Source organism: Bradyrhizobium sp. 179 (genome assembly GCF_023073535.1).
Taxonomy (GTDB): Bacteria; Pseudomonadota; Alphaproteobacteria; order Rhizobiales; family Xanthobacteraceae; genus Bradyrhizobium.
In genome coordinates this window covers 18,220-34,833 of the sequence record NZ_JADPJR010000071.1, presented here as the reverse complement: position 1 = coordinate 34,833, position 16,614 = coordinate 18,220, and the positions used below count along the sequence as shown (strand labels likewise).

13 protein-coding genes and 1 pseudogene are annotated in these 16,614 nt (G+C 64.8%); 11 read left to right on the top strand and 3 right to left on the bottom strand.

Going from position 1 to position 16,614, the window contains the following annotated elements:
• Positions 1–24: 24 nt before the first annotated feature.
• The 4 genes from IVB12_RS17550 to IVB12_RS17535 all read left to right on the top strand — a co-directional run bounded on the left by IVB12_RS17550 (position 25) and on the right by IVB12_RS17535 (position 3,750).
• Positions 25–1,767, top strand: coding sequence for a glycosyltransferase family 39 protein (locus IVB12_RS17550; protein WP_247300827.1), 1,743 nt, complete (start codon positions 25–27; stop codon positions 1,765–1,767).
• Complete coding sequence (locus IVB12_RS17545; protein ID WP_247300826.1) at positions 1,768–2,613, top strand: phosphatase PAP2 family protein; 846 nt, start codon at positions 1,768–1,770, stop codon at positions 2,611–2,613. It begins immediately after the preceding gene.
• A 64-nt stretch (positions 2,614–2,677) separates the two neighbouring features.
• Complete coding sequence (locus IVB12_RS17540) at positions 2,678–3,415, top strand: glycosyltransferase family 2 protein (protein ID WP_247300825.1); 738 nt, start codon at positions 2,678–2,680, stop codon at positions 3,413–3,415.
• Positions 3,412–3,750, top strand: coding sequence for a lipid-A-disaccharide synthase N-terminal domain-containing protein (locus IVB12_RS17535; protein ID WP_061881543.1), 339 nt, complete (start codon positions 3,412–3,414; stop codon positions 3,748–3,750). Before IVB12_RS17540 ends, IVB12_RS17535 begins: the two co-directional genes overlap by 4 nt.
• Before the next feature lie 9 nt (positions 3,751–3,759).
• Here the strand turns inward: IVB12_RS17535 and IVB12_RS17530 are convergent, their stop codons facing one another.
• Entirely contained in the window at positions 3,760–5,451 is a 1,692-nt protein-coding gene (locus IVB12_RS17530; protein ID WP_247300824.1) for a Na/Pi cotransporter family protein, read from the bottom strand.
• 154 nt (positions 5,452–5,605) lie between these two features.
• A complete protein-coding gene (metC, locus tag IVB12_RS17525; RefSeq protein ID WP_247300823.1) occupies positions 5,606–6,790 on the bottom strand; it encodes a cystathionine beta-lyase in 1,185 nt (394 codons plus the stop codon).
• A 397-nt stretch (positions 6,791–7,187) separates the two neighbouring features.
• Here metC and IVB12_RS17520 point away from each other — a divergent pair, with 397 nt between their 5' ends.
• The 5 genes and pseudogenes from IVB12_RS17520 to IVB12_RS17500 all read left to right on the top strand — a co-directional run.
• Positions 7,188–8,204 (top strand): amino acid ABC transporter substrate-binding protein, encoded by a 1,017-nt coding sequence (locus IVB12_RS17520; RefSeq protein WP_247281058.1) that lies wholly within the window; start codon positions 7,188–7,190, stop codon positions 8,202–8,204.
• 24 nt (positions 8,205–8,228) lie between these two features.
• The gene (locus IVB12_RS17515) at positions 8,229–9,434 is read left to right on the top strand and encodes an ABC transporter permease subunit (protein ID WP_247300822.1); all 1,206 of its coding nucleotides are present in this window, start codon (positions 8,229–8,231) and stop codon (positions 9,432–9,434) included.
• Complete coding sequence (locus tag IVB12_RS17510) at positions 9,431–10,951, top strand: amino acid ABC transporter permease (RefSeq protein WP_247300821.1); 1,521 nt, start codon at positions 9,431–9,433, stop codon at positions 10,949–10,951. The genes IVB12_RS17515 and IVB12_RS17510 overlap by 4 nt, the downstream gene beginning before the upstream one ends.
• An 11-nt stretch (positions 10,952–10,962) precedes the next feature.
• Positions 10,963–11,700, top strand: coding sequence for an amino acid ABC transporter ATP-binding protein (locus IVB12_RS17505; protein WP_247300820.1), 738 nt, complete (start codon positions 10,963–10,965; stop codon positions 11,698–11,700).
• Positions 11,701–11,737: 37 nt separating this feature from the next.
• Positions 11,738–11,924: pseudogene (locus IVB12_RS17500) on the top strand (hypothetical protein); the annotation flags it as partial.
• Positions 11,925–11,940: 16 nt separating this feature from the next.
• Here IVB12_RS17500 and IVB12_RS17495 read toward each other — a convergent pair.
• Positions 11,941–12,975 carry a cysteine synthase A gene (locus tag IVB12_RS17495; protein WP_247300819.1) on the bottom strand — a complete coding sequence of 345 codons (1,035 nt, stop codon included), beginning with the start codon at positions 12,973–12,975 and terminating at the stop codon, positions 11,941–11,943.
• A gap of 773 nt (positions 12,976–13,748) precedes the next feature.
• Between IVB12_RS17495 and IVB12_RS17490 the strand changes: the two genes are divergently transcribed.
• Both IVB12_RS17490 and IVB12_RS17485 read left to right on the top strand, forming a co-directional pair.
• Positions 13,749–15,200 (top strand): efflux transporter outer membrane subunit, encoded by a 1,452-nt coding sequence (locus IVB12_RS17490; RefSeq protein WP_247300854.1) that lies wholly within the window; start codon positions 13,749–13,751, stop codon positions 15,198–15,200.
• Positions 15,190–16,581: an efflux RND transporter periplasmic adaptor subunit gene (locus IVB12_RS17485; protein ID WP_247300818.1), complete on the top strand. Its 1,392-nt coding sequence runs from the start codon at positions 15,190–15,192 to the stop codon at positions 16,579–16,581. Before IVB12_RS17490 ends, IVB12_RS17485 begins: the two co-directional genes overlap by 11 nt.
• The last annotated feature ends 33 nt before the right edge of the window (positions 16,582–16,614 follow it).

The following is a 16,614-nucleotide window of genomic DNA, read 5'->3' as shown; positions in this document are numbered from 1 at the left end:
GCGGTTTCAGCGTAAGCGGAACCAATGGCCGAGCCCTACCCGAGCCCCCGTTTTGGAGCACCCCGCGAGCCGAAAGCGCCCGTGAATCCGGGCAGCGGGCTCGTGCGCATGCTCGATATTGTCACGGCCAGTCACGCCCGTGCAGTCGGCTTTCTGGTGCTGAGTGCGCTGCTGCTGTTCCTGCCGGGCTTCTTCACCATCCCGCCTATTGACCGCGATGAAGCGCGCTTTGCCCAGGCTACCAAGCAGATGGTCGAGAGCGGCGACTATGTCGACATCCGCTTCCAGGAGGATGTCCGCTACAAGAAGCCGGTCGGCATCTACTGGCTGCAATCGGCCGCGGTCGAGACCGCCGCGGCGCTCAAGCTCCCGAAGGCCGAATTGCGCATCTGGGTCTACCGGCTGCCGTCGCTGCTGGGAGCGATCGGCGCCGTGCTCATGACCTATTGGGCCGCACTCGGCTTCGTCACCCGGCGTGCCGCGGTGCTGGCGGCGCTGATGATGTCCGCCTCTGTGCTGCTCGGCGTCGAGGCGCGGCTGGCCAAGACCGACGCGATGCTGCTGCTCTGCGTGGTCGCCGCGATGGGCGCGATGGCGCGGGCCTACCTGTCATGGCAGCGCGCCGAGGACGAGACCCATCCGCCCTGGAGCTGGCCTGCGATCTTCTGGAGCGCGCTCGCCATCGGCATCCTGATCAAGGGCCCGCTGATCCTGATGTTCGCGGGCCTCACCATCGTCGCGCTCGCGATCCAGGACCGCGACGCCTCCTGGCTGTGGAAGCTGCGCCCGGTCTGGGGCCTGATGTGGATGCTGGTCCTGGTGCTGCCCTGGTTCGTCGCGATCTTCTGGCGCGCGGGCGAGGCCTTCTTCGCCGATTCCGTCGGCGGCGACATGCTGAGCAAGTTAGCGGCCCAGGAATCCCATGGCGCGCCGCCCGGTCTTTACCTCGCGCTGTTCTGGATCACGTTCTGGCCGGGCGCGCCGCTCGCAGCCATGGCGGCGCCCGCAGTGTGGCGGGCCAGGCGCGAGCCCGGCGCGCAGTTCCTGCTGGCCTGGCTGGTCCCGTCCTGGATCGTGTTCGAGGCCGTACTGACCAAGCTGCCGCATTACGTGCTGCCGCTGTACCCTGCGATCGCGATCCTCACCGCGGGCGCGCTGGAGCGGCGTGTGCTGTCGCGGTCCTGGCTGATGCGGGGCTCGGCCTGGTGGTTCGCGATCCCCGCGGCCGCCTCGATCATTGCCGTGGTCGGCGCCGTGATGCTGACGCGCCAGCCGGCCTTCGTGGCCTGGCCTTTCATCGCGGCGTCGCTGATCTTCGGCCTGTTCGCCTGGTGGCTCTACGACAACAATCGCGCCGAGCGCTCGCTGCTCAACGCGCTGGTCGCCGCGCTCATGTTGGCGGTGACGGTCTACGGAATCGTGCTGCCGTCGCTGACCCCGCTGTTTCCGAGCATCGAGATCGCGCGCGCGCTTCGCAACGTCACCTGCGTCGGACCGAAGGCGGCTGCTGCCGGCTATCACGAGCCGAGCCTGGTGTTCCTGACGGGCACGCAGACGCTGCTCACCGACGGCTCGGGCGCGGCTGACTTTCTGCGGCAGGGCAGCTGTCGCTTTGCCCTGATCGAGCAACGCTCGGAGCGTAGCTTCGTGCAGCGCGCCGAGGCGATCGGGCTGCGCTACAAGGTCGGCACGCGCATCGAGGGCTACAATTTCTCGCAAGGGCGCGCGATCTCGATCTCGATCTTCCGCTCGGAGGGCACCGAATAGATGCGGGCCCCGAACGACATTGGGCCGCCTGCAGGCTATCCCGCGCAATTGCTCGCCGTGTCCTGGCGCGCGCTGGCGCAGCTCGTGCGCACGCCCTCGCATTCGCGCCGCGCCGAGGCCGCCCGGAAGCTGGCGCGGCATTCGCTCTGGCTCAGCGCAGCCGGCGCAGCCCTGGTCATCGTGCTGATGGTCGGGCTCGACCAGACTGAGATCCAACTGATGCCGGCGCGCGGCACGCCAAGCCTCTGGCCGATCCGTATCCTCACCGATTTCGGCAAGGACGAGTATGTGCTGTCTGTCCTGGGCGCTGCGCTGGTGGTCGTCGCCTTCGTCGCGGCAGCACTGCACGGGACCCGCCGCGCGTTGCTGCTCGGCCTCGGCACGCGGCTGCAATTCATGTTTCTGTCGGTTGCCGTGTCGGCGTTCGCTGCCGAGATCCTGAAATATCTCATCGGGCGCGGACGTCCATTCGTCGGCGGCAAGCCCGATCCCTTCAACTTCGTTCCGTTCGAGGGCACGGGCGCCTACGCCAGCCTGCCGTCGGGCCATGCGGTCGCCGCATTCGCCTTGGCGTTTGCAGTGTCGGCATTGTGGCCGCGCCTGCGCGTATTCATGTTCACTTACGCGATCGTGATCCTCTTGACCCGCTTGGTGCTGCTCGCGCATCACCCGAGCGATGTCGTTGCCGGCGCCATGATCGGCCTGGTCGGTGCCATGGCCGTGCGCTACTGGTTTGCGGCCCGAAAATTGGGCTTCGCCATCCGGGCCGACGGCACCATCGTGCCAATTGCGGGGATGGTCTCCGGCCGCCTCAAAAGGGTTGCCCGCCGGACATCCGGCCAATAAAAGCGGCTGCCTGCCGGACCGCCGGTTCCACGGGGCAGGCCAATTCCAACCCACGAGCCTCGATTTGTCGACGTCCCAGCCTTCGGTTTCCATCGTCGTTCCCGTGCGCAACGAAGCCGAGAACATCGCGCCCTTGATCGAGGAGATCACGGCGGCGCTCGATGGCCGCTGGGCCTATGAGATCATCTATGTCAACGACGGCTCGACGGATGCGACCGGCGAGCGGCTCAGCGCCATCATGAAGCAGCGGGACAATCTGCGTCAGCTCCGCCATGCGAGATCGGGCGGCCAGTCGGCGGCGGTGCGCAGTGGCGTGCGTGCGGCGCGCGGGATGATCGTGGCCACGCTTGACGGCGACGGTCAGAATAATCCCGCGTTCCTGCCGGACCTGATCGCGGCAGTCGAGAAGGGAGCAGGGCGGGTCGGGCTCGCCGCCGGCCAGCGGATCGGGCGCAAGGACACCGGCTTCAAGAAATTTCAGTCGCGCGTGGCCAACGGCATTCGCAACGCGATCCTGAAGGACGGCACGCGCGACACCGGCTGCGGCCTGAAGGCGTTCCGGCGCGACGTCTTCCTGATGCTGCCCTATTTCGATGGGCTGCATCGCTTCCTGCCGGCGCTGGTCCGCCGCGAAGGCTACGGCATTGCCTATGTCGACGTGATCGATCGGCCGCGCCGCTCCGGCGTGTCGAATTATGGCTTTTTCGACCGGCTGTGGATCGGCATCATGGATCTCGCAGGCGTGTGGTGGCTGATCCGGCGCAAGAAGCCGACGCCAGATGTGACCGAGGTGAACGCATGATCATCCAATACGGTCAGGCGCTGAGCAACTATCTCTACGACGTCTTCGTCGCCAAGTTCGATTTCTGGCTCGCGTTCGGCCTCGTCGCGCAATTATTCTTCACCGCGCGCTTCCTGGTGCAGTGGATCGCGAGCGAACGCGCCGGCAACAGCGTGGTGCCGATGGCGTTCTGGTTCTGCTCGATGGGCGGCGGGCTGATGACGCTGGTCTATGGCGTTGTCAAGCGCGAACCCGTCATCATCCTCGGACAGTCGCTCGCGACCATCATCTACATCAGAAACATCATGCTGATCTGGAAGAACCGCGGCAGCGCCTCGAAGACACTGGATCGCTGACGGGACACGCTAGCGCGGCAGGGCCGAGGCCGCGCCTGACGCGGGCAGGGCAGCTGCTTCGGCCGCACTCCTCCGATAGGGCTCACCCGCCGCGTCCAGCACGGGGTAGGCGACCGAGCAGATATGCGAGTGGATGCGACGCAGATCACGCAGCACGTCCAGATGCAGCGACGTGGTCTCGATAGTCTCGGGGCGGCCCTTCCGCAGCCGGTCCAGATGGCGCTCGACCGCGGCAAGCTCGGTGTTGCGCAGCGCCGTCTTCTCCACCAGCAGCTTGCGCGCCTCGTTGGCGTCACCCGACATGAAGACCCCGAAGGCGATCCGCAGCGAATCCATCGTGCGCTTGTGGAAAGCGGCGAGCTCCTCAGCCCCTTCGGCCGAGAATTGGAAGCGCCGCTTGATCTTCTTGGTGGCGAGCTCGCTCAGGCTCTTGTCGATGATGTCGCCGATATGCTCGAGGTTGATGGCGAAGGAGATGATCTCCATCGCGCGCCGTCCTTCGCTCTCGTCGAGGCTGCCTCGCATGAGTTTTGTGACGTAGAGCTTGATGGCCTCGTCCAGGCCGTCGACGAGATTGTCCGTCTTCGAGACCTGGTCGACCAGTGCACGGTCGCCGGTCATCATCGCGGCCATCACCTTGCGCAGCATGACCTCGACGAAGTCGCCCATGCGCAAGGTCTCGCGGGCGGCGTCGGCCAGCGCCAATGACGGTGTCTCCAGTGCGGTCTCATCGAGATAGCGCGGTCGGGCCGGATCGGCCTCCTTGACGCGATCGGGCAAGAGGCGGGTCAACAGACGCGACATGAGATCGAGCAGACCGATGAAGAGGACGGCGGTGCCGACATTGAAGGCGATGTGGAAGGCCGCGGTCAGCTTGGCGAGATCGGGCTGCCAGGCGTGCATGTGCTCGGCGATCGCGCCGAGGAAGGGCAGGACGAGAGCAATCCCGATCGCGCGGTTGATGAGATTGCCGACCGGCAGGCGGTAGCTCGCGGGATCGTCGCGCCTGGCGCCCTCGAACACAGGATTGATGGCGCTGCCGAGATTGGCCCCGAGCACCAGCGCCAAAGCCGCGGCAGGCGAGATGAACTGCGAATAGGCCAGCGACATGATCAACAGGACGCTGGCGACGCTCGAATGTACAGCCCAGGTGACGAGAGCGGCGATGAAGATGCACAGAATGGGGTCGCCTGTTATGGCCGACATCACGACGCGCACGCCGGGCGCGTTCTCCGCCGGCGCCAGCGTGTCGAGCAGGATGTGCAGCGAGAGCAGCATCAGGCCGAGGCCGATGCAGACGCGGCCGATGTCCTTGATCCGCGATCGCGGGCCGGAGCGGAAGGCGACCAGGCCGAGCACGAACAGAACCGGCGCAACGGCTGCGATGTTGAACGATAGCACCTGCACGATCAGCGTCGTGCCGACATTGGCACCGAGCATGATGGCGAGGGCGGCGGCGGGGCTGACGAGGCCCTCGGCCGCGAACGAACTGGTGATCAGCGCCGTCGCCGTGCTGCTCTGGAGCAGGGCGGTGAGCGCGAGGCCGGCAGCGAAGGCGCTGACGCGGTTGCTCAACGCCTTGCCGAGCAGGCGCCGAAGGTCGGGACCGAAGGCGCGCAAGATCCCGCTGTGGACCATGTGCAGGCCCCACAGCAACAGCGCCACGCCCCCCATCAGATCGAGCAGAACCAACGTTCCCATGCTCCGTGTCCGGATTGGAGTCGATTGGTGAGGCTAGCGCCAAACGTTGGCGGATCAAACCATTTGTTGGCGCGTCGGCGTTAACGTTTACGGCGCGTGCACGTTCCCCGGCGCGCGATGGCGCGTCCACCGGCACGATGCCTTGTGAGCAGGCTCACATTGCCGCTTTCAGGGCAGCGAAGCCGCGATCGAGATCGGCCTTGAGATCATCGACGCTCTCGAGCCCGATGTGCAGACGCAGCGTCGGACCGCCCGGCGCCCATTTGGTCGCGGTGCGGTAGCTGTCGCAGTCGAACGGAATCACGAGGCTCTCGAAGCCGCCCCAGGAGAAGCCCATGCCGAACAGTTTGAGCGTGTCGAGCATGGTGTCGACTGCCTTCTGCGGCGCCGGCTTCAGCACGATACTGAACAGGCCGGACGCGCCGGTGAAGTCACGCTTCCAGATCGCATGTCCGGGATCGGTTTCGAGTGCCGGATGCAGCACGCGCGCGACCTCCGGCCGGCTAGCCAGCCAGCGCGCCATGTCGAGTCCCGAACGATGATGCTGCGCCAGCCGCACCGACAGCGTGCGCAGGCCGCGTAGCGCCAGGAACACGTCGTCCGGACCGGCGCAGACGCCGAGCAGGCGAATGCCTTCGGCGACCATCGGCCAGGTCTTTGCGTTGGCGGAGATGGTGCCGAACATGATATCGGAATGGCCGCCGATATATTTTGTGGCCGCCTGCATGCTGATGTCGACGCCCTGTTCGAGCGAGCGGTGATAGAGTGGTGTTGCCCAGGTATTGTCGTCGATGACGAGCGCGTCGCGCCCATGCGCGACCTCGGCGATGGCGCGGATGTCGGGCATTTCGAACGACTGCGAGCCTGGCGCCTCCACCAGCACCGCGCGGGTGTTGGGCTTGAACAGCTTCTCGATCCCGGCGCCGATCAGCGGATCGAAATAGGTGGTTTCGATGCCATAGCGGGTGAGCATGCCGTTGCAGAAATTGCGCGAGGGCCGATAGACGTTGTCGCAGACCAGGAGATGGTCGCCGGCGTTCAGCACCGAGAGCAGGGTAGTCGAGATCGACGACAGCCCCGACGGCACGATGCCGACGCCGGCGCATTGCGGCCCCTCCAGCGCCATCAGCGTCTCCTGAAACGCCTTGGTGGTGGGGGAACCGTGGCGGCCATAGGTGAACTCGCCGCGATGGGCGTGCAGGTCCTCGGCGGTCGGATAGAGCACGGTCGAGCCGTGAAATACAGGCGGATTGACGAACCCCTTCTGCGCCTTGGTGTCGCGGCCGGAGGTGACCAGCCGGGTCTCGGCATGCTGCTGGGAGGAGTGCGAGGAATCCATGCGTCTGCTTTCAAAACCGCGTTTACGCCCGGCGCGTCGCGCCCGCCGGGCTGGCCGAAAGGCGGCCGTCGTTAATAACAGAATACAGAAGAGTCCCGTCAACCCCTTGACCCGGCACGCCAGTCGTTCTGTGATGCGCAGGTGCTATTCAGTCGCCGCATGTTGAGGGGCCTGCTGCGACCTTCGATCCATCGCCTGAACGGACTTCGCGTCACAGCCATCACGGCGGGCGCCTCTTCGGCGGGACGAAGGTATGGCCTCCCGGGATCGGCGGGTGTTCGGCTAGGTTTTCCAGCATGAGTCTTGCAAGACTAGCCTAGGTACGATTAGCCCTGGCAGAGATGCCCCCAAAGACAACGTTCCCGACCTTGAGACGATTTTGAAAGGCCCAAAGCCCATGAAACGCGTAACCCTGGCTCTCACTCTTGCTCTCGCCGCCGGCCTCTCGGCCCAGGCCGCCGATGCGCAAACGCTCAAGACCGTCAAGGACCGGGGCATGCTGTCCTGCGGCGTCAGCCAGGGGCTGCCGGGCTTTTCATCGCCGGACGACAAGGGCAATTGGACGGGGCTCGACGTCGACGTCTGCCGCGCCATCGCCGGAGCGATCTTCAACGATCCGACCAAGGTCAAGTACGTGCCGCTGTCCGCCAAGGACCGCTTCACGGCGCTGCAATCCGGCGAAATCGATGTGCTCTCGCGCAACACCACCTGGACCATCTCGCGCGACACCTCGCTCGGCGCCAACTTCACCGGCGTGACCTATTATGACGGGCAGGGCTTCATGGTGAAGAAGTCGCTCAAGGTGAACTCGGCGCTCGAGCTCAACAGCGCATCGGTCTGCGTGCAGACCGGCACCACCACCGAGCAAAATCTCGCCGACTATTTCAAAGCCAACAACATGAAGTACGAGGTGATCGCGTTCGGCACCAACGACGAAACGGTCAAGGCCTATGAGGCCGGCCGCTGCGACGTCTTCACCACCGACCAGTCGGGCCTGTACGCCAATCGCCTCAAGCTCGCCAATCCCAACGACCATATGGTGCTCCCTGAAATCATCTCGAAGGAGCCGCTCGGGCCGATGGTGCGCCACGGCGACGACCAGTGGTTCGACATCGTGAAATGGACGCTGTTTGCGATGATCACAGCCGAAGAGCTCGGCGTGACCTCGAAGAACGTCGACGAGAAAGCGAAGCTGGAAAGCCCGGAGCTGAAGCGCGTGCTCGGCAGCGACGGCAATTTCGGCGAACAGCTCGGCCTGACCAAGGACTGGGTGGTGCGGATCGTGAAGGCGGTCGGCAATTACGGCGAGGTGTTCGACCGCAACGTCGGCGCGGGCTCGCCGCTCGCCATCAACCGCGGTCTCAACAATCTCTGGAACAAGGGCGGTCTCCAGTACGCGCCGCCGATCCGCTGATCATCCTGATCCGCAGCTCGCGGGATGAGCACCGAGGCCCGTAAACCGCCGCCCCAGATTTCGCTGAAGATCAGGCGCGTGCTGGGCGGCAAGGCAGGCTGGAACGGCATTGCCGTCCAGTTTGCCTTCGCGGCGATCCTGGGCTGGATCGGCTATGAGATCGTCTCCAACGCCCGCGCCAACCTCGAAAATCAGCACATCGCCGCCGGATTCGGCTTCCTCCGGAACAATGCCGGCTTCGACGTCAACCAGACTCTGATCTCCTACACCGGCTCGGACACGTTCCTGCGCGTGTTCGTGGTCGGGCTTCTGAACACGCTCGTGGTCTCCGTGGTCGGCATCGTCTTCGCCACCGTGATTGGCTTTATCGTCGCGCTGTGCCGGCTGTCGCCGAACTGGCTGTTGTCGCGCGTCGGCGAGATCTATGTCGAGATCATCCGCAACCTGCCGCTGCTGTTCCAGATCCTGTTCTGGTACCTCGCGGTGCTGGCGGCGTTGCCCAATCCGCGGCAAAGCATTTCGCTGCTCGGCATTGCCTTCCTCAGCAACCGGGGCCTCGTCGTTCCCAGCCCGATCGGCCAGAGCGGTCTCGAGCCGTTCCTGGCGATGCTGGCGCTCGGCTTCGTCGCGGCGCTGGCCTTGCGCATCCACGCGCGGCGCGCGCTGTTTCAGGAGGGGCGGATGATCCGGATCTGGCCCTATGTGCTGGGTCTGCTGTTCGGGCTGCCGCTCGCCACCATCTTGGTGTTCGGTTTGCCCTTCACCTTCGAGCTGCCGCAGCTCAAAGGGTTCAATTTCGCCGGCGGCTCGCGCATCATCCCGGAGTTCGTGGCGCTGACCTTGGCGCTATCGACCTATACCGCCGCCTTCATCGCCGAGATCGTGCGCGCCGGCATCCTGTCCGTCCACAAGGGGCAGATGGAGGCGGGGTCCTCGCTAGGCCTGAGCCGCGGCACCACCCTGCGTCTGATCGTCGTGCCGCAGGCCATGCGCGTCATCGTGCCGCCGCTGACCAATCAATACCTCAACCTGACCAAGAATTCTTCGCTTGCCGTCGCGATCGGCTATCCTGACCTGGTGTCGGTATTCGCCGGCACCTCGCTGAGCCAGACCGGACAGGCGATCGAGATCATCGCGATGACGATGGGCGTCTACCTCCTGATCTCACTCGTCACCAGCGCGATCATGAGCGTCTACGGTTGGCGCGTCAGCCGGAGCCTGGGCGCATGAGCGATATGGCGACGTCCGCCTTCGTCCGTCAGGACCTGGTTGCTGAGCGTCCCGCGCCGGTCCAGACCACGGGCTTCATCGGCGTGCTGCGCACCCGCCTGTTCAACTCGCCGACCAACATCCTGCTCACGATCGTGGGCGCCCTGCTGCTCTGGTTCACCATCGTTCCCTCCGTCAAGTTCCTGATGGTCGATGCGGTCTGGACCGGCAAGGATCGCACGGCTTGCCTCACCGAGAACGCCGGTTTTGCGGTCGGCGCCTGCTGGCCCTACATCCAGGCCAAGCTGCCGCAACTGATCTACGGCTTCTATCCCGAGGCCGAGCGCTGGCGGGTCAATCTCACGTTCGTCTTGGCGGTGGTGCTGCTGGTGCCGCTGCTCATTCCCAGGCTGCCGGCGAAGAGTTTGAATGCCGGCCTGTTCTTCATCGCCTTTCCGGTGGTCGCATTCTTCCTGCTGCACGGCGGCGGCATCAAGGGATTGGGCCTGAGCTGGACGGCTGGCCTGCTGCAATTGTTCGATGAAAGCATCATCGGCGCCGGGCAGGCGATGCTCAATCTCAGCAAGACGTCAGCCGTCGCACCGCTGCTATGGGCCGTCGGGAGCCTGATCGTGCTGGTCGGCACGGCGATCTCCTGGCTGATCTTTCCGCTCGTCTGGCTGCGTGATCATGTCCAGGGGACGGGGGAGCCGGTTTGGGCCGATTTCGCCACCACGGCCGTGATTGTCTGCTTGATCGCCTTCCTTCTTGGCGGCGGCGTTCATACCGGCGGGCGGGCTCTGGCATCCAGTGTCGCCACCTTCATTGGCATCGCGATCGTCATCAAGCTGATGGGGCTCGATCGTGGTGGGTTGCCGATCGTGTCAACGAACTTGTGGGGTGGCCTTCTGGTGACGCTGGTGGTCTCGGTTACCGGCATTGTGACCTCACTGCCGATCGGCATCGCGCTGGCGCTCGGCCGCCGCTCCACCATTCCGCTGATCCGGATATTCTCGATCGCCTTCATCGAGTTCTGGCGCGGCGTGCCGCTGATCACCGTGCTGTTCTTTGCCACCTACATGCTGCCTTTGTTCCTGCCCGGCAATTTCACCGTCGACGGGCTCGTGCGCGCCCTGATCGGGATTGCGCTGTTCACGGGCGCCTATCAGGCCGAGAACGTCCGCGGCGGGCTGGCCGCGATTCCGCGGGGGCAGGGCGAGGCGGCGGCCGCCCTGGGGCTATCCTGGTGGAAGACGACCTCGCTGATCGTGCTGCCGCAGGCGCTGCGCCATGTCATTCCGAACCTCGTCAACAGCTTCATCTCGCTGTTCAAGGACACCTCGCTGGTCTCGATCGTGGCGCTGTTCGATCTCCTCGGCTCGCTCCGCGCCTCGTTCTCGGATCCGAAATGGTCGACGCCGTCGACCGCGTTTACCGGCTTTGCCTTCGCCGGCATCGTCTACTTCATCTTCTGTTTTGGAATGTCGCGATATTCGCTGTTCGTCGAGCACCGCCTCAACGCTCACCGCCGCAACTGATGGAGCTCACCATGTCCGACCCCATCGTCAAGATTTCCGGCCTCAACAAATGGTACGGCGACTTTCACGTCCTGCGCGACATCGACCTGGAGGTCCACAAGGGCGAGCGCATCGTGATCTGCGGGCCGTCGGGCTCGGGCAAGTCGACGCTGATCCGCTGCATCAACGCGCTCGAGGAATTCCAGGAGGGCGAGATCGTCGTCGACGGCATCGAGCTCGGGCCGAACCTCAAGCATGTCGACGCGGTGCGACGCGAAGTCGGCATGGTGTTTCAGAGCTTTAATCTGTTTCCGCATCTCACGGTCCTCGACAATTGCACGCTGGCGCCGATCTGGGTGCGCAACATTCCCAAAAGGGATGCCGAGGCGACCGCCATGAAATTCCTGGAGCGCGTCAAGATTCCGCACCAGGCCCACAAGTTTCCCGGCCAGATGTCGGGCGGCCAGCAGCAGCGCGTCGCGATCGCTCGTGCGCTGACCATGAACCCGAAGGTGATGCTGTTCGACGAGCCGACCTCGGCGCTCGACCCCGAAATGGTCAAGGAGGTGCTCGACACCATGGTCGATCTCGCCGAGGAGGGCATGACCATGCTGGTCGTCACCCACGAGATGGGCTTTGCCCGCGAGGTCGCCAACCGCGTGGTGTTCATGGACGCCGGCCAGATCATCGAGGCTAACACGCCGAACGAGTTCTTCGCGGCCCCGCAGCACGCCCGCACCAAGCTTTTTCTGAGCCAGATCCTGCGCTGACCCCGGGGAATCCCGGGGGCGTCCTCGGCAGCTGACCGAGGGCTACATCGAGATCGCCCGCAAATTCGCGACGCAGCCTGATCATCTGGCGAAGTCGCGCGCGGAGTTGCCGGCAGCTCGCCTCCGGCAATGTCGAGATCTACACGCGTGAGCTCGAAGCGGGTTATCGCCAGTTTTGGCGCCATTATTGTGCGGCAGCCTCGGAACGCGTCGAGGTCGCGTAGACCGCCCGCGCCGCTATCAGACGAACGGCGGTTTGATGTTGCTGCGCTTCTCCAGCCACTCGGGCACTGGAAGGTTCTTGGCGCGCATGAAGTCGGCGTTGAACAGCTTCGACCAGTAGCGGCTGCCGGAATCGCAGAGCACCGTGACGATCGTCTTGCCGGGCCCGAGCTGCTTCGCAAGGCGCATCGCGCCGACGATATTGACGCCGGTCGAGCCACCGAGGCACAGGCCTTCGTGCTGGAGCAGCTCGTAGATCGCACTGACGGCTTCGGCGTCGGGAATGAGATAGGCGTCATCGACCTTGGCGGTCTCCACGATCGCGGTCGCGCGGTTCAGTCCGATGCCCTCGGTGATCGAGCCACCCGGCGTCGCCTTGGGATCGCCGGTCCTGAAATATTCGTACATGCCGGCGCCGTGTGGATCGGCGCAGGCGATACGGATGCTCTTGTTCCTCTCTTTGAGATAGCGGCTGACGCCGGCGAGCGTGCCGCCGCTGCCGACCGAGCAGACGAAGCCGTCGACCTTGCCGCCGGTCTGCTCCCAGATCTCAGGACCGGTGGATTCGTAATGCGCCTTGGCGTTGTCGAGATTGTTCCATTGGTCTGCGAACAGCACGCCATTGGGCTCAGTCTTGCGCAGCTCGTCGGCGAGCCTGCGGCCGACATGCTGGTAATTGTTGGGGTTGGCATAGGGCAGGGCCGGCACCTCGATCAGCTCGGCGCCGCACAGCTTCAAGAAATCCTTCTTCTCCTGGCTCTGCGTCTCCGGGATCACGATCAGCGTGCGGTAGCCGCGGGCGCTCGCAACGACCGCCAGACCGATGCCGGTATTGCCGGCGGTCGCCTCGACCACGAGGCCACCGGGCTTCAGCTCGCCACGCTTCTCGGCCTCCAGAATCATCCATTTGCCGGCCCGATCCTTCACCGACTGGCCGGGATTCATGAACTCGGCCTTGCCCAGGATGGTGCAGCCGGTCAACTCCGAGGCGCGCGTGAGCTTGATGAGCGGGGTGTTGCCGATGGCTTCGACAACGTCGTTGTTGATGGTCATGTCGGAGGAAATCACTGGCAAAGGGTTGATCAGGTTGGCCAGAACCTAGTGCTTGGGAGCCAAAAGGGAAAGGCTTTTGCGCTGCGGCGAAACCATCCGAAGCGCTCGTCGCAGCACTGGATTCTTGGGAGGGTAGACCGGGCGATGATGTGCTCGGACACGTGAGAGCGATATCAGGGGAAGGATATTCCTGACATCTATGAGAGTGCAGAAGACAACGATCGCAAGAGCGGCTCCCGCGTCAATCCTCGCCTTCGGCAGGATGGCTCGATCGCGAAAGCGTCGATGGCGCGTGGAAGCTTGAGGAGATATCTACACGGCGGAGACGGGCTCGTTTTCGGCAAATGACGACATCGTGAGACCAGCCGGCCAGGCGCCGAGACTGAGCTGAAGCCGCATGACGCCCATTGCGAGCGGTGCGCCCGATCGGGCCGCGCCGGTGTGGCGGCAATATCACATGAAATCTTAGTAAGCTTGAACGCGCTCCAGGAGGGGTCCGGAATTCAAGAAATCACTGCCAGACAGGGACATTTCACATTTGGCAGGTCCGATACACACTTGTTCGGGCCGCCCATGTCGCACCTGCGGCACTGTCCCGCCGTTGCGCACCCGGCTAGTATGAGTCTGAGGTTCCGCAGAAAGCATCACGCTGTGAACGAGTTGTCCAACGCTCCCCGACTCTGCCGCCGCGAATCGGTTAATCCGGCTTCGTGGTGGCGGCTCGATCTGCCCGGCGGGGGGTGGATGTGACACAGGATGTTCCTGCGATCGCCATGCGGCGGTCTCCAGGATCTGCGCCCCGGACGCGGCGCGCAGCGCGCTGGCTTGTGGCACTGTGCCTCGCGGCGAGTTCGGGCGCTTGCGTGCTGACGCAGGATCTTCCCGATCCAGCGCTCGATGTTCCCACGCAATACAAATACGCCGGCAAAGGGGATGCGCCGCCATCGCTGGATTGGTGGCGCGGTTTCCGCTCCACGGAGCTGACGCAGCTCATGGAGGAGGCGCAGACCGTCAACCTCGACATCGCCGCTGCGGTCGCGCGCATCGTCCAGGCCGACGCCCAGGCGCGGCAGGCGGGCGCGGCGCTGCTGCCGAGCCTGTCCACGGCCGGATCGGAAACCTATTCACGCACCTCGGGCTCCAGCGCCTCCGGCCTGTCCATCGGCGGGCGCGAAGTCGTCAACTATTCGGCCTCGCTGAGCGCGAGCTACCAGCTCGACTTCTGGGGCCAGAACCGCGATGCGCTGCAAACGGCCGAGGAGACGGCGAACGCCAACCGCTTCGATCGCGACACGGTCGCGCTGACGACGCTGGCGGCCGTCGCCAATGCCTATTTTCAGGTCTTGGCCTCACAGGACCGCATCAGGACCTCACAGCGCAACATCGCGAGCGCGCAGCGCATCCTCGATGCGGTGAAGGAGCGGCGCAGGGCCGGCACCGGGACCGATCTCGACGTCGCCCAGCAGGAGAGCGTGCTCGCGAATCAGAAGGCCCTGGTGCCACCGCTGCGTCAGACGCTCGACCAGAACATCAATGCGCTGGCTGTCTTGGTATCGCGTCCGCCGGAGAGCGTGCGCGTGCTCGGCGGCTCGCTCGACCGGATCGCGATCCCTCGCGTCACGCCCGGCCTGCCGTCGGAGCTCCTGACGCAGCGGCCCGACATCCGCCGGCAGGAGGCACAGCTTGCCTCCGCCACCGCAAACATCGGCAATGCCCGCGCGCAATTCTTTCCGACGATCCAGCTGACCGGCAATGGCGGCTATCAGAGCTCGGCGCTGGTCTCGCTATTCCAACCGCATGCCGCCTTCTTCCAGCTCGTCGGCAGTGCCACGCAGCCCATCTTCGACGGCGGCAGGATCCTCGGCAATTTCGAACTGGCCAAGGCGCGGCAGGACGAGCTGCTCCAGACTTACCGCAAGACCATCATCCAGGCCTTTGCCGACGTCGACAACGCGCTGTTCTCGATCAAGCAGACCACGATCAAGCTGCAATTGCAGCGCGACGTCGTTGCCGCCTCGCGCCGCGCCTTCGATCTCTCCGAGCAGCAATTGCGCGCCGGCACTGCCGACATCGTGACCGTGCTCAACACCCAGCTGACCCTGTTTCAGGCGGAAGACGCGCTGTCGCAGGCCCAACTCGCACGGCTCCTCGCCATCGTCAGCCTGTACCAGGCGCTCGGCGGCGGTTGGGAGCCGAGGATGGAGAAACCGGTCAATGCTCTTTAAGCCGGAGACTAAGAAGGACGCGACGGAGGGCACGGCGAAAAAGTCGCGCGGCCCCGGCCTGATCATGACCCTGATCACGCTCGCGATCCTCGGCGGCCTCGGTTATCTCGGCTGGACCGTCACGCATCAGCAGCAAGCGAACAACCGCAACCAGCGACCCGATCTGCCCGTGCCTGTGCTGGCGGCAAGCCCGCGCATCCAGGACGTGCCGGTTTATCTCGATGGCGTCGGGGCGATACGCGCGCTCAATACCGTGACCGTGCGCTCGCAGGTGGATGGCAAGCTGATTGCGGTCAATTTCACCGAAGGCCAGGACGTCAGGAAGGGCGACGTGCTCGGCGAGATCGATCCGGCGATCTACCAGGCCCAACACGACCAGGCCGTCGCGAAGAAGGCGCAGGACCAAGCCCAGCTTGCCAACCAGCGCATCGACCTTGCACGCTACGAGCAGCTTGCCGCCTCCAATGCCGGCTCGAAGCAGCAGGCGGACACCCAGCGCGCGCTGGTAGCCCAGACTGAGGCGCTGGTGAAGGCGGATCAGGCCGCGATCGACAATGCAGCGGCGACGCTGAGCTACACCAAGATCGTGGCGCCGATCTCGGGTCGGGCCGGCCTACGCCAGGTCGACCAGGGCAACATCATCCATGCCTCGGACACCACGGGCCTCGTGGTGATCACGCAGCTGCAGCCGATCGCGGTGTGGTTCAGCCTGCCGCAGCAGCAGATCATGCGCGTCAACGCCGCGGCGGCGAAGGGGACGCTCGCGGTCGACGTGTTCGGCAATGACGGCATCACGGTGATCGATACCGGCAAGCTCACCGGCATCGACAACCAGGTCGACCAGACCACGGGCACACTCAAGCTCAAGGCGGAATTCCCCAACGCCAATTACCAGCTCTGGCCGGGCCAGTTCGTCAATGTCCGCCTCAAGGTCGAGACCTTGACGCAGGCGCTGGTGGTGCCGACCTCTGCGGTGCAGCGCGGCCCGATCGGGACCTTCAGCTATATCATCGGCGAGGACAACGTCGTCTCGGCCAAGCCCGTGACGGTGACGCAGCAGAACGAGCATGATGCCGTGATCGCCAGCGGCCTCTCGCCGAACGACAAGGTCGTCACCACGGGTTTTGCCAATTTGTCCGACGGCTCCAAAGTGATCGTCGGCCGCGACGACCAGACCCCCTCGGCCGCTCTAGCCCCTCGCAAGCGCTCGCGCGGGCCGGACGCTCAGAAGAAGGATGGTGCCAAAGAAGGCCAGAAGGAGGGACAAGGCAACGAGGGCGAGTTCCGCGCCAAGCGGAAGAGCAGCGAAGGCGATCAGAAGGGGCAGACCGGACCGGCGCCGGGGCCGGGGGCATCGGGAAGTGGAGCCAAGCAGCCATGATCCCGACAACAGCCGCTTGATGCGGCAGGGGTA